Annotated in this window: 23 protein-coding genes; 7 read left to right on the top strand and 16 right to left on the bottom strand. The window is 52.1% G+C overall.

Going from position 1 to position 23,229, the window contains the following annotated elements; translation table 11 throughout:
* Positions 1 to 43: 43 nt before the first annotated feature.
* Complete coding sequence (locus AADEFJLK_RS17290) at positions 44 to 1,033, top strand: L-threonylcarbamoyladenylate synthase (protein WP_346222761.1); 990 nt, start codon at positions 44 to 46, stop codon at positions 1,031 to 1,033.
* A gap of 174 nt (positions 1,034 to 1,207) precedes the next feature.
* On the opposite strand, the gene AADEFJLK_RS17285 is transcribed toward AADEFJLK_RS17290, so the two are convergent.
* From AADEFJLK_RS17285 to tpx, 4 genes are all read right to left on the bottom strand, one after another.
* Positions 1,208 to 2,335 carry a sodium ion-translocating decarboxylase subunit beta gene (locus tag AADEFJLK_RS17285; protein WP_088619177.1) on the bottom strand — a complete coding sequence of 376 codons (1,128 nt, stop codon included), beginning with the start codon at positions 2,333 to 2,335 and terminating at the stop codon, positions 1,208 to 1,210.
* Between the two features lie 23 nt (positions 2,336 to 2,358).
* Positions 2,359 to 4,149, bottom strand: coding sequence for a sodium-extruding oxaloacetate decarboxylase subunit alpha (gene oadA, locus AADEFJLK_RS17280; RefSeq protein ID WP_103975100.1), 1,791 nt, complete (start codon positions 4,147 to 4,149; stop codon positions 2,359 to 2,361).
* 428 nt (positions 4,150 to 4,577) lie between these two features.
* Complete coding sequence (locus tag AADEFJLK_RS17275) at positions 4,578 to 4,814, bottom strand: OadG family protein (protein WP_088619179.1); 237 nt, start codon at positions 4,812 to 4,814, stop codon at positions 4,578 to 4,580.
* Positions 4,815 to 5,272: 458 nt separating this feature from the next.
* Positions 5,273 to 5,779, bottom strand: a complete 507-nt coding sequence (gene tpx / locus AADEFJLK_RS17270) for a thiol peroxidase (RefSeq protein ID WP_103975099.1) — start codon at positions 5,777 to 5,779, stop codon at positions 5,273 to 5,275.
* 249 nt (positions 5,780 to 6,028) lie between these two features.
* Here tpx and AADEFJLK_RS17265 point away from each other — a divergent pair, with 249 nt between their 5' ends.
* Entirely contained in the window at positions 6,029 to 6,748 is a 720-nt protein-coding gene (locus AADEFJLK_RS17265; protein ID WP_211299238.1) for a hypothetical protein, read from the top strand.
* Between the two features lie 16 nt (positions 6,749 to 6,764).
* Here the strand turns inward: AADEFJLK_RS17265 and der are convergent, their stop codons facing one another.
* From der to AADEFJLK_RS17205, 11 genes are all read right to left on the bottom strand, one after another.
* The gene (gene der, locus AADEFJLK_RS17260; protein WP_103975097.1) at positions 6,765 to 8,168 is read right to left on the bottom strand and encodes a ribosome biogenesis GTPase Der; all 1,404 of its coding nucleotides are present in this window, start codon (positions 8,166 to 8,168) and stop codon (positions 6,765 to 6,767) included.
* 3 nt (positions 8,169 to 8,171) lie between these two features.
* Positions 8,172 to 9,359 (bottom strand): outer membrane protein assembly factor BamB, encoded by a 1,188-nt coding sequence (gene bamB, locus AADEFJLK_RS17255; protein ID WP_088619182.1) that lies wholly within the window; start codon positions 9,357 to 9,359, stop codon positions 8,172 to 8,174.
* On the bottom strand, positions 9,359 to 10,006 hold the full coding sequence (locus AADEFJLK_RS17250) for a YfgM family protein (protein WP_088619183.1): 648 nt from the start codon (positions 10,004 to 10,006) through the stop codon (positions 9,359 to 9,361). The genes bamB and AADEFJLK_RS17250 overlap by 1 nt, the downstream gene beginning before the upstream one ends.
* Before the next feature lie 73 nt (positions 10,007 to 10,079).
* Complete coding sequence (gene hisS / locus AADEFJLK_RS17245) at positions 10,080 to 11,363, bottom strand: histidine--tRNA ligase (protein ID WP_088619184.1); 1,284 nt, start codon at positions 11,361 to 11,363, stop codon at positions 10,080 to 10,082.
* Between the two features lie 18 nt (positions 11,364 to 11,381).
* Positions 11,382 to 12,131, bottom strand: a complete 750-nt coding sequence (gene pilW / locus AADEFJLK_RS17240; protein ID WP_103975096.1) for a type IV pilus biogenesis/stability protein PilW — start codon at positions 12,129 to 12,131, stop codon at positions 11,382 to 11,384.
* The gene (rlmN, locus tag AADEFJLK_RS17235) at positions 12,121 to 13,233 is read right to left on the bottom strand and encodes a dual-specificity RNA methyltransferase RlmN (protein ID WP_088619186.1); all 1,113 of its coding nucleotides are present in this window, start codon (positions 13,231 to 13,233) and stop codon (positions 12,121 to 12,123) included. The genes pilW and rlmN overlap by 11 nt, the downstream gene beginning before the upstream one ends.
* Complete coding sequence (ndk, locus tag AADEFJLK_RS17230) at positions 13,208 to 13,639, bottom strand: nucleoside-diphosphate kinase (protein WP_088619187.1); 432 nt, start codon at positions 13,637 to 13,639, stop codon at positions 13,208 to 13,210. The genes rlmN and ndk overlap by 26 nt, the downstream gene beginning before the upstream one ends.
* A gap of 498 nt (positions 13,640 to 14,137) precedes the next feature.
* Positions 14,138 to 15,061 (bottom strand): protein translocase subunit SecF, encoded by a 924-nt coding sequence (gene secF, locus AADEFJLK_RS17220; RefSeq protein WP_088619188.1) that lies wholly within the window; start codon positions 15,059 to 15,061, stop codon positions 14,138 to 14,140.
* A 91-nt stretch (positions 15,062 to 15,152) separates the two neighbouring features.
* Positions 15,153 to 17,006: a protein translocase subunit SecD gene (gene secD / locus AADEFJLK_RS17215; protein WP_088619189.1), complete on the bottom strand. Its 1,854-nt coding sequence runs from the start codon at positions 17,004 to 17,006 to the stop codon at positions 15,153 to 15,155.
* 64 nt (positions 17,007 to 17,070) lie between these two features.
* Entirely contained in the window at positions 17,071 to 17,421 is a 351-nt protein-coding gene (gene yajC, locus AADEFJLK_RS17210; RefSeq protein WP_103975116.1) for a preprotein translocase subunit YajC, read from the bottom strand.
* A 256-nt stretch (positions 17,422 to 17,677) separates the two neighbouring features.
* Entirely contained in the window at positions 17,678 to 18,523 is an 846-nt protein-coding gene (locus AADEFJLK_RS17205; RefSeq protein WP_088619191.1) for a DUF817 domain-containing protein, read from the bottom strand.
* 293 nt (positions 18,524 to 18,816) lie between these two features.
* Here AADEFJLK_RS17205 and AADEFJLK_RS17200 point away from each other — a divergent pair, with 293 nt between their 5' ends.
* The gene (locus AADEFJLK_RS17200) at positions 18,817 to 19,191 is read left to right on the top strand and encodes a hypothetical protein (protein ID WP_088619192.1); all 375 of its coding nucleotides are present in this window, start codon (positions 18,817 to 18,819) and stop codon (positions 19,189 to 19,191) included.
* Positions 19,192 to 19,380: 189 nt separating this feature from the next.
* Here AADEFJLK_RS17200 and hisD read toward each other — a convergent pair whose 3' ends face one another.
* Positions 19,381 to 20,685 carry a histidinol dehydrogenase gene (gene hisD / locus AADEFJLK_RS17195; protein WP_103975095.1) on the bottom strand — a complete coding sequence of 435 codons (1,305 nt, stop codon included), beginning with the start codon at positions 20,683 to 20,685 and terminating at the stop codon, positions 19,381 to 19,383.
* A gap of 224 nt (positions 20,686 to 20,909) precedes the next feature.
* Between hisD and AADEFJLK_RS17190 the strand changes: the two genes are divergently transcribed.
* From AADEFJLK_RS17190 to AADEFJLK_RS17175, 4 genes are all read left to right on the top strand, one after another.
* The gene (locus tag AADEFJLK_RS17190) at positions 20,910 to 21,551 is read left to right on the top strand and encodes a hypothetical protein (protein WP_103975094.1); all 642 of its coding nucleotides are present in this window, start codon (positions 20,910 to 20,912) and stop codon (positions 21,549 to 21,551) included.
* Positions 21,552 to 21,554: 3 nt separating this feature from the next.
* On the top strand, positions 21,555 to 21,875 hold the full coding sequence (locus AADEFJLK_RS17185) for a hypothetical protein (RefSeq protein ID WP_103975093.1): 321 nt from the start codon (positions 21,555 to 21,557) through the stop codon (positions 21,873 to 21,875).
* A complete protein-coding gene (locus AADEFJLK_RS17180; RefSeq protein ID WP_103975092.1) occupies positions 21,844 to 22,368 on the top strand; it encodes a tetratricopeptide repeat protein in 525 nt (174 codons plus the stop codon). The genes AADEFJLK_RS17185 and AADEFJLK_RS17180 overlap by 32 nt, the downstream gene beginning before the upstream one ends.
* A gap of 178 nt (positions 22,369 to 22,546) precedes the next feature.
* Complete coding sequence (locus AADEFJLK_RS17175; protein WP_103975091.1) at positions 22,547 to 23,068, top strand: peroxiredoxin; 522 nt, start codon at positions 22,547 to 22,549, stop codon at positions 23,066 to 23,068.
* Positions 23,069 to 23,229: the final 161 nt, after the last annotated feature.

Below are 23,229 nucleotides of genomic sequence, written 5' to 3'. Positions count from 1 at the left end.
CCACAACTTACGCACCATCCCCTACTATCAACAACAGGCAAATATGATGCAATTAAAACAGGCTGACGCGGCGGCGGTTGCCGAAGCGGCGGCGCTCTTACGCCAGGGGCGGCTAGTCGCGTTTCCGACTGAAACCGTCTACGGATTGGGCGCGGATGCGCGTAACGCCGAGGCGGTGCGGGGCATTTTTGCCGCCAAAGGCCGCCCCGCCGACCATCCGCTAATCGTCCATATTGCCGAAGCCGCACAATTGGACGACTGGGCAACCCATATACCACAGGCGGCGCGGCAGTTGGCGGCACAGTTTTGGCCGGGGCCGCTGGCATTGGTGCTGCCCAAGCAGGCAGCAGTACCGGAGGCGGTGACTGGCGGTCAGCAAACGGTCGCTTTGCGCGTCCCTGGGCATCCGGTCGCCTTGGCTTTATTACGCGCCTTCGGTGGCGGCATTGCCGCGCCGTCCGCCAACCGCTTTTGCCGCATCAGCCCCACCCACGCCGCGCATGTCGCCGATGAACTGGGCGACGCGGTGGCGATGATTTTAGACGGTGGTCCCTGCCAAGTGGGCGTGGAATCGACGATAGTGGATTTAAGCGGCACACAGCCGCGTTTATTGCGGCCTGGACATATCAGTCCGGCAGCGTTAGAGGCGGTGCTGGGCCAATCCTTGCTGTTGCCGGAAGCGGCCCCAAGCAGCGACATCCGCGCCCCCGGCATGATGGCGGTGCATTACGCGCCCAGCACCCCCGCCCTGCGCTGTGCGCCCGAACGGTTGCAGACACAAGCCCAAGCTTTGTTGGCAACACACCCCCACATCGGCGTATTGGCCTATCAACAAAACTTACCCGCTGATCCGCGCCTGCATATCCTGACCCTGCCCACGGCAGCGGCAGACTACGCCCAAGCCCTGTACGCGGCGTTACGGACACTAGATGCCCTGCCCTTAGCACGGATTTTAGTTGAACAGCCGCCCCAAACCGAAGCCTGGCGGGCGGTGAATGACCGCTTAAACAAAGCCACGACGTGGCTGGATTAAGCTTGGCTTATGGAGGGTTTATGAAGTAGGCCGAGCCTTCGGCTTCGCCCAGGCAAGTCCTCCCCCGTTCCTTGAGCGAAGCCGAAGGGAACGGGGGAGGACTTGCGGAGACCTGATTAATGAGCCGTTACTTACATCGTTGGAGTGCGGGCAAGATGCCCGCGCTCCCAGGACTTACTTAATCAAACTCAATAATACCCCGGCGGCCACCGCCGAGCCGATAACGCCCGCGACGTTCGGCCCCATGGCGTGCATCAGGAGGAAGTTATGTGGGTTGCTTTCCAAACCTAGCTTATTGGCTACCCGTGCCGCCATCGGTACGGCGGAGACTCCTGCCGCGCCGATCAGCGGGTTAATCGGCGTATCGCTGAACTTGTTCATAATCTTCGCCATAATCACTCCAGAAGCCGTACCGATAGCAAAAGCAACCGCCCCCAAGGCCAAAATGCCCAAAGTTTGGAATTGCAAAAAAGCATGGGCACTCAGCTTGGAGCCGACCGACAAGCCTAAAAAGATGGTGACGATATTAATTAGCTCGTTTTGCGCGGTTTGGCTTAAGCGTTCGACCACACCGCAGGTGTTCATCAGGTTGCCCAGCGCGAACATGCCGATCAACGGGGTCGCTGACGGCAACAACAAAATCGACAAAAACAGCAGCATCAGCGGAAACACGATTTTTTCGGTTTTGCTGACCGCCCGCATTTGCTGCATTTCAATCCGGCGTTCGGCCTCGGTGGTCAGGGCACGCATAATGGGTGGCTGGATCAGCGGCACTAAAGCCATGTACGAATAGGCCGCGACCGCAATCGCCCCCAGCAAATCGGGAGCCATTTTTGACGCGACATAAATCGCCGTCGGGCCGTCCGCACCGCCGATAATGCCTATCGCCGCCGCGTCTTTGAGCGAGAACTCCAAGCCCGGCACGGCATTTAAGGCCAACGCGCCCAGTAATGACGCAAAAATCCCGAACTGCGCCGCCGCCCCCAGCAGCAAGGTCTTAGGGTTGGCCAGCATGGGGCCGAAATCGGTCATCGCCCCTACGCCCATGAAGATCAATAAAGGGAAAATCCCCGCCTTAATGCCGAAATACAAGTAGTACAGCAAACCGCCCTCTTCGGCGATACCCGCAATGGGAATGTTGCTGAGAATAGCCCCAAAGCCTATCGGCAATAATAATAACGGCTCAAAGCCTTTTTTAATTGCCAGATACAAGAGCAAAAACCCGACCAGCATCATAAATGCCTCACCGCCGGTAAAGTTATAGAGCCCCGTACTGTGCCAAAGTGAAATGAGATTTTCCATAAATATCCGTTATCTATACAAGGTTATAAGGAAATCAGAGCATTGCCGCCAGCAACTGCACCGCCTTCCTTGACATGGACGGCACTAACAATGCCCGTATATTTGGAACGCACTTCAGTTTCCATTTTCATAGCTTCCATGATGACGACAATCTCGCCCTCAGTCACCACACTGCCCTCACTGACCAAAATCTTCAGGATATTACCCGCCATCGGCGCATACACCACCGCCCCGTCATGGGCGACCAGCACTTGCGGCGAGGCTTCTTCAACCGCCGCTTGAATAGCCAACGCGGAACCGCCAGGCCCTACCGCCACTTGGAAATTCCGGCCATCGACATTAACCGTATAGGTTTCGATGCCCTTTTCGGCCACCGGTTCAGCTTTCGGTGCAGTGGCGGCGGCGAAGGCTTCGGGGTTAGGCGCGGCTTCAAACGCGGCGGGATTGCCACGGTTGGCAATAAATTTCCAGCCCACTTGCGCAAACATGCCGTTAATCAGCGCGTCCTCTTCAATATTCGCCGCCAGCTTCACACCTTCGGCTTGGGCTTTTTCCTGCACCTCGGCAATCAGCTTGTGCATTTCCGCTTCCAGCAAATCCGCCGGACGGCAGACAATCGGTTGCGCCCCATTCAGCACCCGCGCTTGCAGTTCGGCATTGACGGGTGCGGGAGTCGCGCCGTATTCGCCCTTCAGTACCCCGGCGGTTTCTTTGGTGATGGTCTTATAGCGTTCGCCGCTCATGACGTTAATCACCGCCTGTGTGCCGACGATTTGCGAGGTTGGCGTCACCAGCGGGATAAAGCCCAAATCTTCGCGGACACGGGGGATTTCTTGAATCACTTCGTCAAACTTGTCGGACGCGCCCTGCTCTTTCAGTTGGCTTTCCATATTGGTCAACATACCGCCCGGCACTTGCGCGATCAGGATACGGCTATCGACACCTTTCAGGCTACCTTCAAACTGGGCGTATTTTTTGCGGATGTCGCGGAAATAGGCGGCGATCTCTTCCAGCTTAATCAAATCTAAGCCGGTGGCGCGTTCGGTGTCTTCTAAAGCGGCGACGATGGTCTCGGTGGCGCTATGCCCGTAAGTCATGCTCAATGAAGAAATGGCGGTATCGACATTATCAATGCCCGCTTCCGCCGCCTTTATGATACTGGCGACGCTTAAGCCGGTGGTGGCGTGGGAATGCAGGTGGATGGGGATATTGGTGCTGGTTTTTAGGCGGGAGACTAACTCGAAGGCTTCATAAGGCTTTAGCAAGCCCGCCATATCCTTAATACAAATGGAATGGGCGCCCATATCTTCAATTTGCTTACCCAAATCTACCCACGATTCCATGGTATGTACCGGGCTAGTGGTGTAGGAAATAGTGCCTTGGGCATGGGCATCGGTCACCAGCACGGCTTTGACGGCATGTTCGATATTGCGCATGTCGTTCATGGCATCAAAAATACGGAACACATCAATGCCGTTAATCGCGCAACGTTCGACAAACTTATCGACCACATCGTCGGCATAATGGCGGTAGCCTAAAATATTTTGTCCGCGCAACAGCATTTGTTGTGGGGTCTTAGGCATGGCCGCCTTCAGCAGGCGTAAGCGTTCCCAAGGGTCTTCGCCCAGATAGCGGATACAGGCATCAAACGTCGCCCCGCCCCAAGATTCGATAGACCAATAACCAATATCATCCAGTTTTGCACAAATCGGCAACATATCTTCGATACGCAACCGCGTCGCCAGGATAGACTGATGCGCGTCCCGCAGGACGACCTCAGTAATCTTTAAGGGCATTGTTGTGGGTTTGACCATGCTGTGTTTCTCCTAGAATACTTTTATGAGTCTTTAATCATTTGACCGCCAAGGTCGGTTGAATACTGAGCGTAATGCGTTTTCTAAATAAAATCAGGTGGGGATTGCCTAAGATGAAGGCGTAAAAATAAGCGTGTGGCTACGCTAAGGATGGAGATGACGACAATTCAGCCGTCACTTAAGCCAAGTGACAAACTTATTTCATGCCCGCCCCTAAGCCACACTTGCCCCAACCATCCCAGAAGGTATGGACGGCATCCGTTTAGGTAAGCACTGGGAATAGGTCGGCCACTTAAGGCCTTGCAGGTTTGCTTTATCCCTTTATGCCGCCCAAGGGCGTAAGAGATAAAGCAAAAACGTGAAAGGCCTGACGGGTAGTACCCTTTATACCCCATGCCTAGCCTTTAAGCCAATAGCCGTACCCGTATTTATTTGGGCTGGCGGTACTGGTGTACAGCAGCGGTGATCGCCGCCACAGTCGCCTTGTCAGGAACATTATTGGTGGCCACCTGAGAAATTGCAGGCACGGGCGGCGCTTCGGGAAAAAAACGTTGCACCAGTGCGGACATTAGGTTAATGGCAAACACCAGCATCGTCAAAAATAAAAAGACAATACCCATTCCCGCAAACATCAGCTCAACGCCACTACTCATTAATTCTGCCATATCGCGTCATCCTTTTATATAACTTAATCTATTAAAGACACATTATCCATAAATCGCGGGGCGAAACAAACTTATGTGACGATTTGGGGAGCTAGAGACGGCGAAAGCGAGGTATTGATACTTAGGGGGCGGCATGGCAGAGGAATTTTACAGGCGATAAATCGGCTATTTTATAGCGACTACCCTATAAAAATGGTTTTGTGCCGCTCTCTTCTGCCGGGACTATTACGCCGGACTGGGCGGCCTTCGGAACGCACCGCATACCCTATTTAGGCCCAACCGCAGCGGCAGAATGCGGGTTAGGGTGCGCTTGCCTATTACCATAGAAACGGTGCTAAGCAGGGCATAAACTCAATTTGCCGATTACGGCTATTCAGCTTTTAGCAACCTGAAAAGCCCGGCTAGGCACCGCCAAACATCATCGCCCGCCCTTTCTTTAAGAGGAAACTCCCTAAGCTTCACCCCACCGCCGCCAACACCTTCAACACACTGTCATAATCCGGCTCATTCGCCAACTCTGCGACCAATTCAGTGTACAGGACTCGGTCATCTGCATCTACGACCACTACGGCCCGGGCGGTCAGGCCGGCGAGGAGGCTGTCGGTCAGGCGCACGCCGTAGTCGTCGGCGAAGCCGGAGCGGAAGGTGGACAGCGGAATGACGTTATCAAGGCCTTCGCTAGTGCAAAAACGGCATTGGGCAAACGGCAGGTCGGCGGACACCAGCAGCACCACGGTGTTGGCGATAGCGGCGGCTTTTTGGTTAAACATCCGCGCGGAGGCAGCGCAAGTGGGGGTGTCTAAGCTGGGGACGATATTGAGGACTTTGTTTTTACCCACATAAGCCGCTAGGCCCACGTCTTCAAGCTTGCTGTTGACGAGTTTAAAAGCGGGGGCGATAGAGCCGACGGCAGGCAGTTCGCCATTGGTATGTACAGAGTTTCCTTGGAAGCTGAGAGTGGCCATAGTAGGGGAGGATTGTCTAAAAAAGAAGTCTTTGCCAAGCGCAAGGGTAAACCTAAGGTAACGCGCAAAACACTGATGAGGCCAAAATGGCTTCGCCATAACAACAACGGGGTATAGCACAAGGCAGCAACACCGGGCTAGGTAAATACATCACACCAACACGGTAAATAGAGCGCAGTTTTTTTCAACCCGACCCTATAAACTAAGCACCATCAAACCATTGACCTTTTATTGTATGGATCCCCAGCTATGAACACGATTTCAACTTTTAGCCGTCTCTTATTCGCCGCCAGCCTGTTTTCCGCGTCTGCCGCCTACGCCGACCCTGCCCATGTCGCCTGGGCCGACACCTTGGTCAGCCATATCACACCCGACAAAAACGCGTATGCCAACAACCCGACTTATGTCTATTGGGCTGGCGTGAACGGTGCCTTAACATATGAAAACCGCACCCAATGCAGCTCTTTTGTGACCCGGCTGTTAAAACAGGCTTATGGCTGGACGGATAACGATTTCAGCCAATGGTTCGGCTCCACCAGCCCCTCCGCCGCCGCTTACCATACCGCCATCAACAACCAAAACGGCTTCACCACCGTCTCTGACATCACGCAGATTCAAAAAGGTGATATTTTCGCCATTGAATATAATGATGAAGATGCCACGGCCACGGGCCATGTCATGATGGCGGATGATGTCGCCAAGGCGCGGGTTGCCAGCGAACCCGTCATTGCCAATACGCAACAGTATGAAATAAAAATTATTGATTCGTCCAAAACCGGCCATGGCGCAGGCGATACCCGCTTACAAGCGGATGATACCTGGGATTCTGGCGTCGGACGCGGCAAATTACGCTTATACGCCGACAATAACGGCACGGTGGTCGGTTATGCGTGGAGCGCCAGCAAAAGCTCGGTGTATTACAGCTTACAATCAACCCGCCATTTGGTGATAGGCCGTTTAGCGAACTAAAGCGGAGCCGCCAACCCTAGCCTTTCTGCTTATTTTTCACCCGCTGCAAGATTTTCTCGCGGCGTTGCACTTGCCAGTCTACCTGTTTCTTTTTCTGCTCACTAAACGGATTAGCGGGCGATTTAAACTCCAAGCGGATCGGCGTACCGGACAGCTTTAACTGTTCGCGGTAATAGTTGGTCAAATAACGCTTATAAGAGATCGGCAGGGCATCCGTCTGGACGCCATGGACAATCACCACCGGGGGGTTACGGCCACCTTGGTGGGCATATTTCAGTTTGATGCGGCGGTTATTGACCATCGGCGGCTGGTGCGCGTCGGTGGCCTCTTTGAGGATGCGCGTCAAGACCGGGGTGGACATGTTAATCATCGCCGACTCGTACAAGGTGTTGACGACATCGAACAATTTGCCGACCCCGCTGCCGTGCAGCGCAGAAATGGGGTGTTTTTCGGCGAATTCCATAAAAGACAGCTTCACTTCCAATTGGCGTTTGACGGTCTCTTTTTGCGCGTGGTCTAAGCCGTCCCATTTATTCAGGCCGATAATCAAGGCGCGGCCCGCCTCAATGACCAACCCCAACAAATGCGCATCCTGATCGGTCACGCCTTCGCTGGCATCAATCAAATATATCACGACATGGGCTTTTTCAATCGCTTGCAGGGATTTGATGACGCTGAACTTTTCGATGGTTTCGGCAATTTTTGAGCGCCGCCGCATCCCGGCAGTATCAATCAAGGTGAACTGCTTGCCGTTGCGCTCGAAAGGGATATAAATACTGTCGCGGGTCGTACCGGGTTGGTCAAACACAATGACCCGCTCTTCGCCAAGCAGGCGGTTGACCAAGGTGGATTTGCCGACATTGGGGCGGCCAACCACAGCAATGCCCACGCCCTTGCGCTCACCCTCATCATCGACCAACGCCGAGGCGGGAGGCAGCAATTGGTTGACGCGCTCCAGCAGTTCCGGCACCCCCCGCCCGTGCGAAGCGGCAATTTGTGACGGCTCTCCCAAAGCCAAGGAATAAAAGTCGCTGGCGGCAATAGCGGCATCCAAGCCGTCAATCTTATTGGTCACTAAGATAATGGGTTTGGCCATTTTTCTCAGGGTTTCTGCAATGGCCTTATCGGAGGCACTCAGACCTTCCCGCGCATCGACCATAAACAACACCACATCCGCCTCTTCTAAGGCAACTTGCACTTGTTTTCTGGAAAAGCTTTCGATGCCCTCGGCATCGTCGGCAATACCGCCCGTATCGACCACCAAGCAGGGGCGGATACCGTGTTTAACGCGCCCGTACTGGCGGTCGCGGGTCAGACCCGGCATGTCCGCCACAAGGGCCTCACGGCTGCGGGTCAAATAATTGAATAGGGTCGATTTGCCGACGTTAGGTCGGCCGACCAAGGCTATAACAGGTAACATAATTTATTGGACAGTTAAAGCGGCAAGTGTGCCGTCTTTGGCGTAGACGTAGACAATATTGTCCACGACCACAGGCTTAGCCTCGATAGGGCTATTAGATATTTGCACCCGTGCCATTTGATGGCCATCGGCGGTGCTTAACCAATGGACGTAACCCTCAAAATCGCCGACCACAACATAGTGGCCGTATGAGGCAGGGGCGGAGGTACGCCGTTGGTGCAAGTCTTTTTGCCGCCACAGCGACGCGCCGCTACGCAAATCCAACTGCCAGACATCGCTATCGTTGTCTGACAAGTATAAATACCGCCAATCGTTGCTCAAGCCCGTAGAGGAAGACACCTCCTCATTGCGCCAGATGACATCGCCATCAACAGCGGACACCGCGCTGACCCCACCATGGAATCCGGCAATATAAACCACGCCCGCCGCTTCCAGCGGGTCGGTGTCCAAATCCACTAAGCGGTCGACTTCGGAACGGCCTTTCGGTACGGCGATGCTGCTTTCCCAGATATAGCGTCCGTCTTTTAATTCTAAGGCAATCAGTTTACCGTTGTCATAACCGCTGATCAGCTTATCCTCGACCACCACAGGACTGGCAGTACCACGGATGCTTAAGGCCGGCACCGCGACTTCGTAGCTCCACAGCTTCGCGCCCGTGGCTTCGTTAATGGCAGTGACTTTGCCGTCGGTGGTGTGGATAATGACGATGCCGTGGGCAATCGTCGGCACGGCCAGCACTTCGCTGGTGACTTTAGCTTTCCAACGCTCAGTACCCGTGTCGGCGTTTAATGCCAACACTTCGGCATCGCTAGTGCCTAAAATAGCGGTGTTATGGCCGATACCAGGGCCTGCGGAAAATGGCAACTCAGTTTTTGCTTCCCAGTGTTCCTTACCCGTCAGCAAATCCCTGGCTTGGACACGGCCTTTATGGTCAGCGGCGATGATCTGGGCACTGCCGATGCCGGGCACCAATTTTAAGGTTTGTTCGTCCGCCCCTGCGCCTACCGACTCTTTCCACAGCACTTGGATTTTTAGCTCTTGCGTATACTCGCTCAAGGGTTTGGGCGGATCGGTGTTATCGGCGCCGCCAGTAAAATAATCGCTGACCCCCGAAAAGGTTTCGCCAACGGTATCCCAAGCGGCACAACCCACTAGGCTTAAGCAGAGCAGTAGCAACGTAAATAGGCGCATTATTGGGTCTTTTCCAGCTTTTCAGGCGCAGTCAAATCGTCAATTTTCATTTGCAACAGCGGCGATTGCTGGCCGTTGTGCAAGGCGTTTTGGTACGAGGTACGGGCTTGGTCGGGACGGTCTAGGGCGACGTAAATATCGCCGACCAATTCGTCATAGTGCGCGGAAAAACTCGCCGATTTCGCCGGATCAATATCATTAATCAATTTCAACGCCGCCTCAAATTCTTTGTTCGCCATCAGCAAATGCACCAAACGGATTTTGGCGATATTGCCCAATTCCTTATTGGATGCTTGCGCGACTTTTTCCAGAATGGTTTTGGCGGCTGCCAGATCACCTTGATCGACTTTCAGTTTAGCGACCGTCAGCTCGCTGAACAGGGCGTAATCGCTGGCACTAAAACGGCTTTCCATCTGCTCATCCAACTTGGCGACCGAGTCTTTTTGGTTAGCTTGCGCGGCTTTAGTCAATTGTCCGTATAAATTGGCGGCCTGCTCAGTTTGCCCGCGCTGATAATCCTGCCAATAGTTCCAGCCTAAAATGACCACAACACCCAGACCTAAGCCGACCAAGGTTGCCTGACCATTTTCTTTCCACCACGCTTTCAGCGCGGCAAGCTGCTCTTCTTCTGTTTCGTAAATTTCCACAATAACTCTCTTGTACGATGGGTTTTGTTGATTCTTGAGTTAACGCCAGCCCTTCAAATTCTTACGCGCCGCGCTACTTTACCAACAAATAATCGCGTAAAAACTCAATCGCTTGGGTTTGCGATAAGGTTTGCTGGCCTTCTTGTCCGTTGCGCAAAGCTTTTAGGCTGACTTGTCCACAGGCCGCTTCATCATCACCGACGATAATCGCATAATCCGCACCGCTTTTGTCGGCTTTTTTAAACTGGCTTTTAAAACTGCCGCCATCGGCGTTCATTTGCAGTTTGAGCGCAGGCAACGCCGTGCGTAAGGCTTCGGCAAAGCGCAGGCCCACGCGTTCGGCTTCGCTACCGACCCTGACCATATAGACATCCACGGGCTTAGCCAACGGCAAATCCGGCACCGTTTCCATTAAAGCCAACAGCCGTTCCATACCCATGGCAAAACCGACCGCAAAGTTAGGTTTGCCGCCCAATTGCCCGATCAGACCGTCATAACGGCCACCTGCACAGACCGTACCTTGCGAACCGAGTTCAGTAGTGACCCATTCAAACACGGTCTTGCTGTAATAGTCCAGCCCCCGCACCAAACGCGGATTAATCGTGTAGGGAATCGCCAAATCCGCCAAAATATCGGTAATGGCGGTAAAATGTTGGCGGCTATCTTCACCTAAATATGCCAGCAACTCCGGCGCATTCGCCACCACTTCAGCCATCGCCGGATTTTTGGTGTCAAGGATACGCAAAGGATTGGTCAGCAAGCGGCGTTGGCTCTCTTCATCCAGCAGGGCAACATGTTGCTGGAAGTAGGTCACTAGGGCTTCGCGGTAAACATTACGCTCCTCTATCGTGCCTAAGGAATTCAATTCCAGATGTACTTTAGCGCGGATACCCAAGCGTTTCCAGAGGCGATCCATTAAAATAATCAGCTCCGCATCAATATCGGGCGCCGCCATGCCGTAAGTTTCCACACCCAGTTGGATAAACTGGCGGTAACGGCCTTTTTGCGGACGCTCATGGCGGTACATAGGGCCGCTATACCATAAGCGATGCACCTGCCCGTTCAGCAAACTATGTTCTAAACAGGCCCGCAGACATCCTGCCGTGCCTTCGGGACGCAAGGTCAGCGAGTCACCATTGCGGTCGTCAAAGGTGTACATCTCCTTTTCGACAATATCCGTGACTTCGCCGATGGAGCGTTTAAACAGCTCGGTCTTTTCGACAATGGGCAAGCGGATTTCGCTATAACCATAAGAAGCCAAAACTTCGCGGATAATGCTTTCCGCATATTGCCAAAGCGGGGTTTGGTCGGGCAGCACATCGTGCATCCCGCGTATTGCTTGTATCGTATTTGCCATGCTGGGTTTATTTGCCTGTTACTGCACAGGCTCGGCTTTTTTAGCTTCGTCGGAAAGCGGAAACTTTTCCAACAACAAATTTTTATATTCTTGCGCCAGGCCAATATTGCCTAAAGCGCGTTCGGTTTGCATTCCGTACCACAACGATTGGGCGGTATGCGGAACACCGCTGGCCAGATAGCGTTGCAAATAACTTTTGGCCGGCCAATATTCACGGTTTTGGTAACAGATTTTTTGCATTTCCAATAAGGCCGGCGAATAATCGGGCTTGAGCAGCAGAGCTTCCTTAAAATACGCTTTGGCGCGGGAGTTCTGCCCGTCTTTTAACTCGCATAAACCGGCGTTAGTCACCGCCAACCATTGCCTATCATTGAGCAAATTGCCCATCGCCTTGCTTAACAGACCCATACCCTGACGGGTATCGCCATGATCGCACAAAAACCGCCCATAATTGTTTTGCGCACCCAGATCGTCAGGGGCAATCTGCAAAGCCTTTTTGTAATGCGCTTCGGCCTCCGGGAATTTTTCGATTTTCTCGAACAAATACGCCAACGCGTTATGCACCGCCGCATTGTTCGCATCATTCGCCAAAGCTTTTTCGAGATTTTCCTTCGCCAATTCCAAGCGGTTCATGTTCATATAACGGATACCCAACTGCAAATAGGTATCGGTCTTTTCCTTTTTTTCTTCCGTACCGGCGCAGCCCGCCAACATGGCGACACCCACGCACAATAAAAGATAACGGCTTACGCTTGTCTTACGTCTCATGCTCAGTACCTGCCAAGTGCAATTTTAGGTGGCGGCGGCTTTTATCCTTTACTTGCCCGACTAACTGCCCACACGCGGCATCAATATCTTCGCCACGGGTTTTTCGGACAGTAGTGACAATACCGGCATCGTTCAACAAGGTTTTAAACTGATGGATACGGTTATTGCTGGAACAACGGTAAGATGAATTAGGAAATGGGTTAAACGGTATCAAGTTGATTTTTGAAGGCACAGTTTTTAACAGCTCGACCAGCCCGTAAGCATCATCTAGGGAGTCATTCACGCCATCAAGCATCACATACTCAAAAGTGATGGTGCGGCGCGGCGCCAATTTGGCGTTCTCACGGCAAGCTGCCAACAGCTCTTGCAGCGGATATTTCTTATTAATCGGCACCAGCTCGTTACGCAATTCGTCAGTGACCGCATGTAAGGACACCGCCAAGCTGACATCGCAAACCTCGGTCAAGCGATACATAGCCGGCACAACCCCTGACGTACTGATAGTAACGCGGCGCTTGGATAAACCATAAGCGAAATCGTCCATCATCAAATTCATCGCGGCAACCACATTGTCGAAGTTCAACAACGGCTCGCCCATGCCCATCATCACCACATTGGTGATTTTGGCACTGCTACCTAAACGGTTTTGCGCAGCATACACTTGGCCGATGATTTCCGAGGTGCTTAAATTACGGTTAAAGCCCTGCTGGGCTGTCGAACAAAACGTACACGCCAAGGCGCAACCAATTTGCGAAGACACGCACAGCGTCCCCCGCCCCTCTTCGGGAATGAACACGGTCTCGACGCGGTTACCGCAATGGGTTTGCAGCACCCATTTATGCACCCCGTCACTGGCAACCTGCTCGACCACAATTTCTGGGGTTTCGATACGGCAATGCTCGGTCAGATAACTGCGCAAAGGCTTGCTTAAGTTGGTCATCAGGCTGAAGTCAGTGACCCCTTCCTGATACAACCATTTGAGCAATTGCGTCGCGCGGAACGGCTTTTCGCCTAAGCCGACAAAAAAAGCCGCGAGGCCTTTTCTGTCGAAATCAAGCAAATTGGTTTTGTTAACCTTAACGGGTTCTGGCACAAAGTTCATCGGCTGAGAAGAAATAAGCGATTTCGCGTTCTGCGGTAGCTAAGGCATCGGAACCGTGCACGGCATTTTCGTCGATGCTGCTGGCGAAATCGGCGCGGATAGTGCCTGCGGCAGCGTCTTTCGGGTTAGTCGCACCCATAATTTCGCGGTGTTTCAGGACAGCGTTTTCACCTTCCAACACTTGCATGATTACAGGACCGGAAATCATAAACGCGACCAGGTCATTGAAGAAACCGCGGGCGCTGTGTTCAGCATAAAAACCTTCTGCTTGTTCTTTAGTCAGATGCAGCATTTTTGCGGCAACGATTTTCAGGTCGTTTTTTTCGAAACGGCTATAAATTTCGCCGATAACATTTTTTGCCACTGCATCAGGTTTAATGATTGAGAAGGTACGTTCGATTGCCATTGTTTACAAAGCTCCAATAGGATTGATAAAAAGTGATTGCCAATTATAGCCGATTCGGGTGACGAATGTGATTAATCGTAAGCCCCAAGCCTTAAAAAGCCCCCAAGCATAGGCGTTGCCTAACACGCGGGAATGTATTCCCAACTGACGTTACGCAGTAACGTCGCTTTACTCCCGTTTGCCGCGCCGAGCATCGCAGGTTTTGTCGGGATTAGCCCGAAGGGGCGCGGCAGGGATGCCGCGCGTCGGCAGGAGGGCAGGAGCCCTCTCTGCCGACCCCCGACAAAACCGAGAAGCGCAGGAAGAAGCGGCAACCGGGCCGCCTTTTCTTTGGATACTTTCTTTTCGACTGCATGGATGCAGGAGGTAGAGCAATGCAGGAGCAATTGCCGAGGCGGAGCAAAAGAAAGTATCTCGCCTTCGGGTGCGAGAACCCGATTAAAAATACCTCGCGAAGCGACTCATTATTTGTTTTTTTAAACGCCAAAAAATCAATTCCTAAGGCAAATTATCCAAATGCTCTTCCCTGACCACCGGAATTAAATCTTGTGGGCTAACCCCTAAAATCAACGCCATAGGGCTGGCGATAAAAATAGAAGAGTAAGTACCAAAAAACACCCCGAACAGCAGGACGACCGAAAACCCATGAATAACTTCGCCGCCTAAGAAAAACAGCGACACCAACACCAAAATCACCGTCAACGAAGTCATAATAGTACGGCTTAACGTGACATTGACCGATATGTTAATCATTTCCTCAGTGCTTTTGTTGCGCAACTGGATGAAGTTCTCCCGAATCCGGTCATAAACCACGATAGTGTCGTTCAGCGAGTAGCCGATTAACGCCAACACCGCCGCCAACACCGTCAGGTCAAACTCCATCCGCAGCACCGAAAACACCCCTAAAGTCACAATAACATCGTGCAAGGTCGCAATAATCGCACCTAAAGAGAATTTCCATTCAAACCGCCAAGCGACATAAATCAAAATGCCGATAGTGGAGTACAGCAAGGCCAGGAAGCCGTCTTGCGCCAAATCGTCGCCGACTTGCGGGCCGACAAACTCCACCCGCCGCAAACTGGCCGGTTCGGCGGTGTCTTTGTTAATCGCCTCCAACACCTTATTGCTTAAATCGGCGCTGCTCACACCTTCTTGCAATTTCAGGCGGATCAACACATCTTTAGCCGTGCCAAAATTCTGCACAGTGGCATCGGCAAAGCCGGAACTGTCCAACGTCGCGCGTAAAGCCGTCAGGTCGGCGGGCTTTTGGTAGCCGACTTCAATCAGCGTACCGCCGGTAAAGTCGATACCCATCTGCAAGCCTTGCACCGACAGGGAAATAATAGAAAGCAGCGACAAAATGCCGGAAAAAATCAGGGCGATATTGCGGTTGCCGATAAAGTTTATATTAGTTGTTTTCATCGTTTTGTTTGGGTAAAAATTTTCAGGTGAACAACGCCAAAGGGGCGGCCTGTTAACGCGGTGGCGTTAACTTAGAGCCGCCCACGCCAGCCTAAATAGACAACTTATCGACCCGACGGTCGCCATAAATCCGGTTAATCACCATCCGCGTACCTGTAATGGCGGTAAACATGGATGACAAAATACCGATGATTAAGGTCACGGCAAAGCCTTTGACCGATCCCGTACCAAAGACAAACAGCACGATAGCCACCACCAAGTTAGTGACATGCGAGTCTAAAATGGTCGCGAAAGCTTTTTCATAACCGATAAAAATACTCGCCTGCGGGGAGTTACCGTTTCTGATCTCTTCTTTAATCCGTTCAAAAATCAAAACGTTAGCATCAACCGACATACCCACGGTAAGGATAATCCCGGCAATACCCGGCAAAGTCAGCGTCGCTTGCAACAGCGACAAAATCGCCACCACAATCACCACGTTAAACGCCAGCGCCAAGTTGGCGATCATACCGAACAGGCGGTAATAGCCTGCCATGAACAGCACGACCAGCACGAAGCCGACGATGAACGACAAAAAGCCTTTATCGATATTATCTTGGCCTAAGCTAGGGCCGACAGTGCGTTCTTCAACAATATCGACCGGAGCCGCCAACGCGCCCGCCCTTAACAATAAGGACAAATTGCGGGCTTCTTGCGGGCTATCCAAACCGGTGGTTTGGAAGCGCTTGCTGAACACGCCTTGGATGGTCGCCACACTGATGACTTTTTCAACTTTTTCTTTATGGCGGACTTTTTCGCCGTTGACGATGCGGTTTTCCGATTTATATTCGATAAACACCACCGCCATCGGCTTACCGACATTGGCTTGGGTCATTTTACCCATTTTCGCCGCACCCGCGCCGTTCAGGTTAATCACCACCGCCGGACGGCTGTCTTCATCAACGCTAGAAGAAGCATCCAAGATTTGGTCACCCGTCACGATCACCTGACGGTTTAACAAGATAGGCCGCCCGTCTTTCTCGTAATACAAGCGGCTACCGACCGGAGGATGGCCCTCAACGGCTTTTTGCACATCATGTTCGACATCAACCAAACGGTATTCCAAGGTGGCGGTGGTGCCTAAAATATCCTTAGCACGGCCTGTGTCCTGAATACCCGGCAATTGCACCATGATACGGTTTTCGCCCTGTTGCTGAATGACCGGCTCGGCTACGCCCAGTTCATTAACGCGGTTGCGTAAGGTGGTCATGTTTTGCGCGACGGCATTTTTGCGGGTGTCTTTCAACTCGCGTTCGCCGATTTTCAGCCACACTTCATCCGGCGTACCGTCCGGCTCGGTCACTTCTAAGGTGCGGAAGTTTTTGTCCAACACCTTAAACAAATTGGGCTTGTCGGCGGCTTCTTTCAATTTTATTTTAATGAAGCCGTTATCTTTGGCGACCGACTGGTAACGCAAGTTCGCCTCGCGCAACGCCAGACGCAAATCGTCGTTATAACGCTCTTCGGCCTGTTTCACTGCCGCGTCCATATCCACTTCCAGCAGGAAATGCACCCCGCCGCGTAAGTCTAGACCCAAATACATGGCTTTTGCGCCCAAGGCACGCAACCAACCGGGCGTGGTAGGGGCCAGATTTAAGGACACCGTGTAATCATTGCCCATTTTCTCGCGCAACAAATCGGCGATTTTCAATTGGTCGTCGTTACTGCCCAGACGCGCCAGCACCCGCCCATCGGCAACTTCAAACGCTTTCATCGGCGTATTGCTGTCTTTAACCAACTTTTCTATAGTGCTCACCTGCGTTGGGGTCAGCGCGGTACCGGCGTGGCTGGACACCACCTGTACAGAGGGGTCTTCGTTGTATAAATTAGGTAATGCGTAAATAATCGAGACCAGAAAGACCAGCAAGATTAGGACATTTTTCCAAAGAGGGTAACTGTTATGCATTATGTTATTCCAATCATTAAAACCGCGCCGGAGGCCGTCGGTGGTTGCCGTTAGCGGAGAGCGGTTATTCTTTTATTATTTTTTTCGTGACCGCTTTATAGGTTCCCTTAGGCATCATGTTCTCAACACTTTGGCGTTGGACTTGAATAAACGTATTGTCGCAAATCTCAATTTTGACAAAATTGTCGTCCACATCGACCACTTTGCCTAAAATGCCGCCGGAAGTAACCACTTCGACACCTTTTTTCAAAGTCGACATCATTTCTTTTTTCTCTTTAGTACGTTTGGCTTGCGGACGCAAAAATAGGAAATAGAAAAAGACTAAAATGCCCAGCGGGAACAGCATCCCTTCAATACCGGGTTGGGCGGCTGCGGCGGTGCCTTCAGCCAGCGCGTCGGAAATAAAAAAACTCATGGTCATCCTCAATTATAATTGTTAAATAAAAAATCCCGCCATTATGCCATAATCGGCTTGGGTTTTCCTCGTAAACATTTATGCGCCCGAAAAACAAGGCTTTTTTGGCAAACAAAGAAGACGGGAGACCACAGGGACAAAAGCGCCAACCCCCACCCGCAACAAGCCAGCCTAGATGTGGAGGCGATTTTGCCAATATCAAGCCACAGGCGTTTGGTAAGCTGCGCTTTATACCACAAGATCATGATTTTTATTATTATAAGGGAATGTGTATCCGTTCTTTAACATGCTTAAGATAGGTCACAATGGTAAAAGTCATCACCACCAACAACGACCAGGAACTCCATTTGCCGACATGCACGGCAGACCATGCGCCGAGCTGGTTCGGGTACTGCCAAATGCCGAAAAACGTGCTGAGGTTTTCCGCCAGCCAAATAAAAAACCCGATCAAAACAAAGCCCAGCAATAAAGGCATCTGCCGCACCTTGTCGAAAGGCCGGAACACCACCGTCGTCCGCGCATACAAACCCAAGGCCGCCGCACCGATGTAGCCACGGTAATCGCCGATATAATGCTGAGTGAAAAAATTGCCATAAATCAGCAACGCGACCAAAGTCGCCATCCAATAAGGCGGATGGTGGCGCACCCTCAGATCCAACATCCGCCAAATCTGAATAATATAACTGCCCACCGCCGCATACATAAACCCCGAAAACAGCGGCACAGTCCCTATCTTGGTATAGGCAAAATCGTGATAGCCCCAAGATTTTATACCGCTGGAAGTCTTAAACAGCTCCAGCAAAAAACCCAAAACATGGAACAGGCAAATCGCCTTAAGCTCATCCCACGTTTCCAGCTTCGCCCACACCATCCACAACTGTATAACCAAGGCAATCAGCAATAACGCATCATAACGCGGTATGCCAAACACACCCTGCCTGGGCAAGGCAAACACCGCCAGAAAAAACAACCCGGCAAACAAACACGCCCGCGCCTCTTTAAGGCCAAAAAACAACAGTTCAGTAAAAAATCGCGGTAGCCCGCGCAGCTCCGGGCGGGCAGGTCTATCGCTAAGCCATTGGTCGAATGCGGAGAAATTCATAGGAGAAGGCGAGATAGTGGCAAAGCCGCCCGTTATACCTGTTTAGGGGAAGAAGCTCAAGGGAGAGTTTTTGGTGTGCCGCTTAATTTATGCCGCCACCAGCCACCGCATAAAATAGCGTTGTTTTTATGATGACAGAAATCCGTAAGTTATGTATATTACCGACAAATCATAACCACGATTACTTTCGCCGACTTTCATCGGCATTTTTGACATTACCAGGATATAGCCATACCTCTTGATGCCAATAGCAACCCAACATCACGTTACTTAATTGACCTTAGGAGGAAGCAATGAAATTTCGGTTTTTTTTAGGCGTAATTGGCCTACTGTTGATGCAAGCCGCACAGGCGAATGAAGTATCGGGCAAGCAATGGAAAGCGATGATAATTACACACTTTCCCCCAGCATTTTGTGAAGATGACTCTTACTTCAGGCAATGTTTAAAGCTAAGTTCTAATGTTTGCCAAAAAGCAGCCCTCTCCGCGACAAAAACCTGCCTTACCACCCTTAAAGAGCGGATACCGACAACTTTCACCTCTAAAGAGCAAGCGACAGAAGTGGGAACAATGCTTGGGAAGTGCGTTGGCCTATCCTTGGACCTTAAGTTTGCCCATCAAAAATCGGCGGACAGTCAGTGCGCAGATGCTTCAAATTGGGAACAATAACGCTCAGGGCGATGGCGCATCCCTGCACACATTAAGGGTTACGCCGAACGCCTTGGGGAAGAGCTTTTTACCTTGATTTTTGCCTATACCACGAGGAAAACGCTCGCTTCCTCCCCTGCGAAGGGCCCCCTTCGGCTTCGCTCAGGAACCGAGGGGTGGGGTTTAACACGCAGAGGCGCAATGGAACGCCTACTTAATTCGATACTCCGCCGACCGCGCATGGGCAGTCAAGCTCTCACCCCGCGCCAGTACCGAAGCGATTTTACCCAAACTGTCCGCGCCCGCCGCCGAGCAGTTAATCAAACTGGTGCGTTTTTGAAAATCGTAAACGCCCAGCGGTGACGAGAACCGCGCGGTGCTGGAGGTGGGCAAAACGTGGTTGGGGCCGGCGCAGTAGTCGCCTAAAGCTTCGGCAGTGTAGCGGCCCATAAAAATCGCCCCGGCGTGGCGGATTTTCGCACATAAGGCTTCGGGGTCGGCGACCGACAACTCCAAATGCTCCGGCGCAATCACATTGGCGACATCGGTCGCCACGTCCAAATTATCCACCTTAATCAACGCCCCGCGTGTGCTTAAAGACGCGCGGATAATGTCGGCGCGTTCCATGGTCGGCAACAGCGTGTGGATGCTTTGCTCAACAGCGGCCAAAAAGTCGCCGTCATCGCTGATTAAAATCGCTTGGGCGTTTTCGTCATGTTCAGCTTGTGAGAATAAGTCCATCGCAATCCAATCGGGGTTGGTTTTACCGTCGCAGATAACCAGAATTTCCGAAGGCCCGGCAATCATGTCAATACCGACTTGCCCGAACACCAGTTTTTTCGCGGTGGCGACATAAATATTGCCGGGGCCGACGATTTTCGCGACCGCAGGGATAGTAGCCGTACCGTAAGCCAAGGCCGCGACCGCTTGCGCCCCACCGATGGAAAAAGCGCGGTCTACTCCGGCGATATAAGCGGCAGCTAGCACCAGTTCGTTAGTCTCGCCGTTCGGAGTCGGCACCACCATAATCAATTCGCCCACGCCCGCCACTTTAGCCGGGATGGCGTTCATCAATACCGAAGACGGATACGCGGCCTTACCGCCCGGCACATACAGGCCGACACTGTCCAGCGGGGTGATTTTTTGCCCCAACACCGTACCGTCCGCTTCTTCATACTGCCAAGACGCAATTTTTTGGTGTTCGGCATAGGTGCGGACACGGTCGGCGGCAGTTTGCAGGGCATGGGCTTGCTCAGCAGGCAGATTCTCCCACGCGGCTTGCAAGGTCGCCTTAGGCAGTTCCAACTCGCTGGCATCAGCAATGGCGCGGTGGTCGAAGCGGTTAGTATAGTTAATCACAGCGGCATCGCCATTGCTGCGGACATCGGCCAGAATCGCCAAAACCCGTTGCTGGATGTCCAGATCGTCGCTTTCATCCCAAGCTAACAGGTCTTTTAATTGCTGGGAAAAATTAGCGTCGCTGGCGTTAAGGTGTTTAATGGTTACGTTGGACATATCAGTTAAATTAGACAGAGTGTTACAAAAGCAAAGAAGTCACTTAGACCAAATAAATGCGCAGTAGTTTGGACACAGTTTTACAATTGGGCAAGCGAATCTTTTCCCGAGTCTTTTCCGGCCACAGCAAATGACTTGGCGACACAGTTAATCCCAGACAATTTTCAACCCCGATATTGCCTTAGTGTTAAAATCTGCCCAGTCTTTTTGCCTGAGGCACTATCATGCGTACCATCCAACTTTTTCTGGCTTCTTCGTCCGAACTCAAAGCCGACCGTGAGCAATTCGAGCTGTTTATTAGCCGCCGTAACAACCAGTCGGTACCGAAACAGGTTTACCTAAAACTGATCATCTGGGAAGATTTTCTTGATGCCATGTCACGAACCCGTCTGCAAGACGAGTATAACCGAGCCATCAAGACCTCTGATATTTTTGTCATGCTGTTTTGCACCAAGGTCGGCATGTATACCGAGGAGGAATTTAACACCGCCTTCGGACAATTTCAGGCCACACAGAAGCCGCTGATTTACACATATTTTAAAGATGCGACCATCAGCCTCAGTGCGATTAACGAAGATGATTTAACCAGCCTCTTGGCGTTTAAGAAACGGCTTAAGGCTTTGGGGCATTTCCATACCCCCTACACCACCACCGAAAGCCTGTTATTGCACTTTGGCCAGCAGTTGGACAAATTGGCGGATCAGGGCTTTATCCCCTTAAACAACCTCGCCGCCGCCTCCACATCGGGTGTTAGCCAACACCATAGCGGCACAGGCGATAACATCGGCCGCGACCAGACTAAGATAGGGCGGCAAATCATTATGGGGCCGGGCAGTGTCTACCACGAGAACAAAGGCAAGGACTAGCTTATGGACGGGCAGGTGCATCGGGGAAGCGGGGATAATGTCGCGGGTGACCAGACCAAGATTGGCCGTGAGATTGTTTTGGGTACTGGCGGCATTTATAACGAAAGCGTCACCCATATCCACTATGCCGGAACCGCCATCCCCCGCCACCTGACCACTACACCCTTCATCCCCGACGTGTTCCAAGGCCGCGAGGAAGATTTACTGGCGATACGCGCCAAACTGGAAACAAACAACCAGCCCTTGCTGTTGGTCAAAGGCCTTAAGGGCTTTTACCGATGTTCATACGGTCATGGCGGCGCTCCACCAGCGCGAACCGGATAATCCGGCTGTTAAAAACAATCTGGCGGTGGCCTGCCAAGACTTAGGCAATACCCACGCCACGCTCGGTGACCTGCAACAGGCCTTGCACTGGCGTGAAGAAGACTACAGGTTGTCATGGGAACTCCATGCCGCCGCCCCCGGCCATCTGGACTTTAAAAACGGCTTGGCGGTTGCCTGCCAATATTTGGGCAACACCCACACCACGCTGGGCGACCTGCAACAGGCCTTGCGCTGGCGTGAAGAAGACTACAAGCTGTCACAGGAACTCCATGCCGCCGCCCCAAACCATCTGGGCTTTACCAACGGCCTAGCCATTGCTCACATTAAATTAGGCTCCCATTATGAACAACAGGGCAATCTCCCCTTAGCCTTGAACCATTATCGGCAAGCCCAAGTCCTATTAGCGGAACTGGTCGCCAAGTCGCCACTTCATGTGGATTTTAAAAACAATCTGGCTTGGGTCAATAAGCGAATAAATGAATTAAGCACTTAACCCAATCCTAATGTCATAGACAAAATCAATCGTTCCCATAAAAACAATCAATTTTCCAAGCACCTCCACCCCCGCTAAACTATCCCTGTGCTGAACGCTAAGGGGGATTTTTCCAGCGCAATACCGCCCCACCCGCCGCGTCGGCATTACCCTATTATCTTAAAACCGGAGAACTGCAATGCCTTTAACTGTACCTCATGTTGTGTTTAAAACCCGTGTCCGTGACGAAAGTATCGGCGGGGATAACCCGTTCCGCTGGCAAGATGTCAGCACCGATGATATTTTCAAAGGCAAGCGCATCGTGGTGTTGGCGCTGCCCGGCGCATTTACCCCGACTTGCTCCAGCACCCATTTACCGGGCTTTGAAGCCCAGTACCAAGCCATCCTCGACCAAGGGGTTGATGAGGTGTACTGCTTAAGCGTCAACGATGCCTTTACCATGTTCCAATGGGGCAAGCATTTGGGCATTCAGCATGTCAAAATGCTCCCCGACGGCAACGGCGACTTTACCCGTGGCATGGGCATGTTAGTCAAAAAAGAAAACGTAGGCTTCGGCTACCGCTCTTGGCGCTACGCCATGCTGGTGGACGATTTGAACATTGTTAAAGTGTTCAGCGAACCTGGGCAGGCGGATAACTACCCTGAAGACCCGTTTACCGTAAGTGACGCAGGGACGATGTTGGCGTATTTGCAAGAGTAGGCTAACTATCACCATTATTAAGAATAAGTGCTGGTTCCCAAGCTTCGGCTTGGGAACTTAAGCACGAGAAGCTCCAGCTTCGAGAATTTTGGACACTAGGAATGGGTAAAAAATAATTCAGGCAGATACAGGTCTTGGAGCGCGGGCATCTTGCCCGCCCT

This window comes from Methylovulum psychrotolerans (assembly GCF_002923755.1).
Lineage (GTDB): Bacteria > Pseudomonadota > Gammaproteobacteria > Methylococcales > Methylomonadaceae > Methylovulum > Methylovulum psychrotolerans.
Note: the sequence above shows the minus strand (reverse complement) of the source record. Positions and strands in the feature narration are given on the sequence as shown.

Coding starts and splice junctions, on each gene's coding strand:
- AADEFJLK_RS17180 (WP_103975092.1), top strand. CDS start 21,844: ATGGCGGCGCTCCACCAGCGCGAACCGGATAATCCGGCTGTTAAAAAC.
- AADEFJLK_RS17275 (WP_088619179.1), bottom strand. CDS start 4,814: ATGGCAGAATTAATGAGTAGTGGCGTTGAGCTGATGTTTGCGGGAATG.
- rlmN (WP_088619186.1), bottom strand. CDS start 13,233: ATGAACTTTGTGCCAGAACCCGTTAAGGTTAACAAAACCAATTTGCTT.
- hisS (WP_088619184.1), bottom strand. CDS start 11,363: ATGGCAAATACGATACAAGCAATACGCGGGATGCACGATGTGCTGCCC.
- AADEFJLK_RS17190 (WP_103975094.1), top strand. CDS start 20,910: ATGCGTACCATCCAACTTTTTCTGGCTTCTTCGTCCGAACTCAAAGCC.
- AADEFJLK_RS17175 (WP_103975091.1), top strand. CDS start 22,547: ATGCCTTTAACTGTACCTCATGTTGTGTTTAAAACCCGTGTCCGTGAC.
- ndk (WP_088619187.1), bottom strand. CDS start 13,639: ATGGCAATCGAACGTACCTTCTCAATCATTAAACCTGATGCAGTGGCA.
- der (WP_103975097.1), bottom strand. CDS start 8,168: ATGTTACCTGTTATAGCCTTGGTCGGCCGACCTAACGTCGGCAAATCG.
- AADEFJLK_RS17200 (WP_088619192.1), top strand. CDS start 18,817: ATGAAATTTCGGTTTTTTTTAGGCGTAATTGGCCTACTGTTGATGCAA.
- bamB (WP_088619182.1), bottom strand. CDS start 9,359: ATGCGCCTATTTACGTTGCTACTGCTCTGCTTAAGCCTAGTGGGTTGT.
- oadA (WP_103975100.1), bottom strand. CDS start 4,149: ATGGTCAAACCCACAACAATGCCCTTAAAGATTACTGAGGTCGTCCTG.
- secD (WP_088619189.1), bottom strand. CDS start 17,006: ATGCATAACAGTTACCCTCTTTGGAAAAATGTCCTAATCTTGCTGGTC.
- AADEFJLK_RS17265 (WP_211299238.1), top strand. CDS start 6,029: ATGAACACGATTTCAACTTTTAGCCGTCTCTTATTCGCCGCCAGCCTG.
- AADEFJLK_RS17285 (WP_088619177.1), bottom strand. CDS start 2,335: ATGGAAAATCTCATTTCACTTTGGCACAGTACGGGGCTCTATAACTTT.
- AADEFJLK_RS17205 (WP_088619191.1), bottom strand. CDS start 18,523: ATGAATTTCTCCGCATTCGACCAATGGCTTAGCGATAGACCTGCCCGC.
- yajC (WP_103975116.1), bottom strand. CDS start 17,421: ATGAGTTTTTTTATTTCCGACGCGCTGGCTGAAGGCACCGCCGCAGCC.
- secF (WP_088619188.1), bottom strand. CDS start 15,061: ATGAAAACAACTAATATAAACTTTATCGGCAACCGCAATATCGCCCTG.
- AADEFJLK_RS17290 (WP_346222761.1), top strand. CDS start 44: ATGATGCAATTAAAACAGGCTGACGCGGCGGCGGTTGCCGAAGCGGCG.
- tpx (WP_103975099.1), bottom strand. CDS start 5,779: ATGGCCACTCTCAGCTTCCAAGGAAACTCTGTACATACCAATGGCGAA.
- AADEFJLK_RS17185 (WP_103975093.1), top strand. CDS start 21,555: ATGGACGGGCAGGTGCATCGGGGAAGCGGGGATAATGTCGCGGGTGAC.
- hisD (WP_103975095.1), bottom strand. CDS start 20,685: ATGTCCAACGTAACCATTAAACACCTTAACGCCAGCGACGCTAATTTT.
- pilW (WP_103975096.1), bottom strand. CDS start 12,131: ATGAGACGTAAGACAAGCGTAAGCCGTTATCTTTTATTGTGCGTGGGT.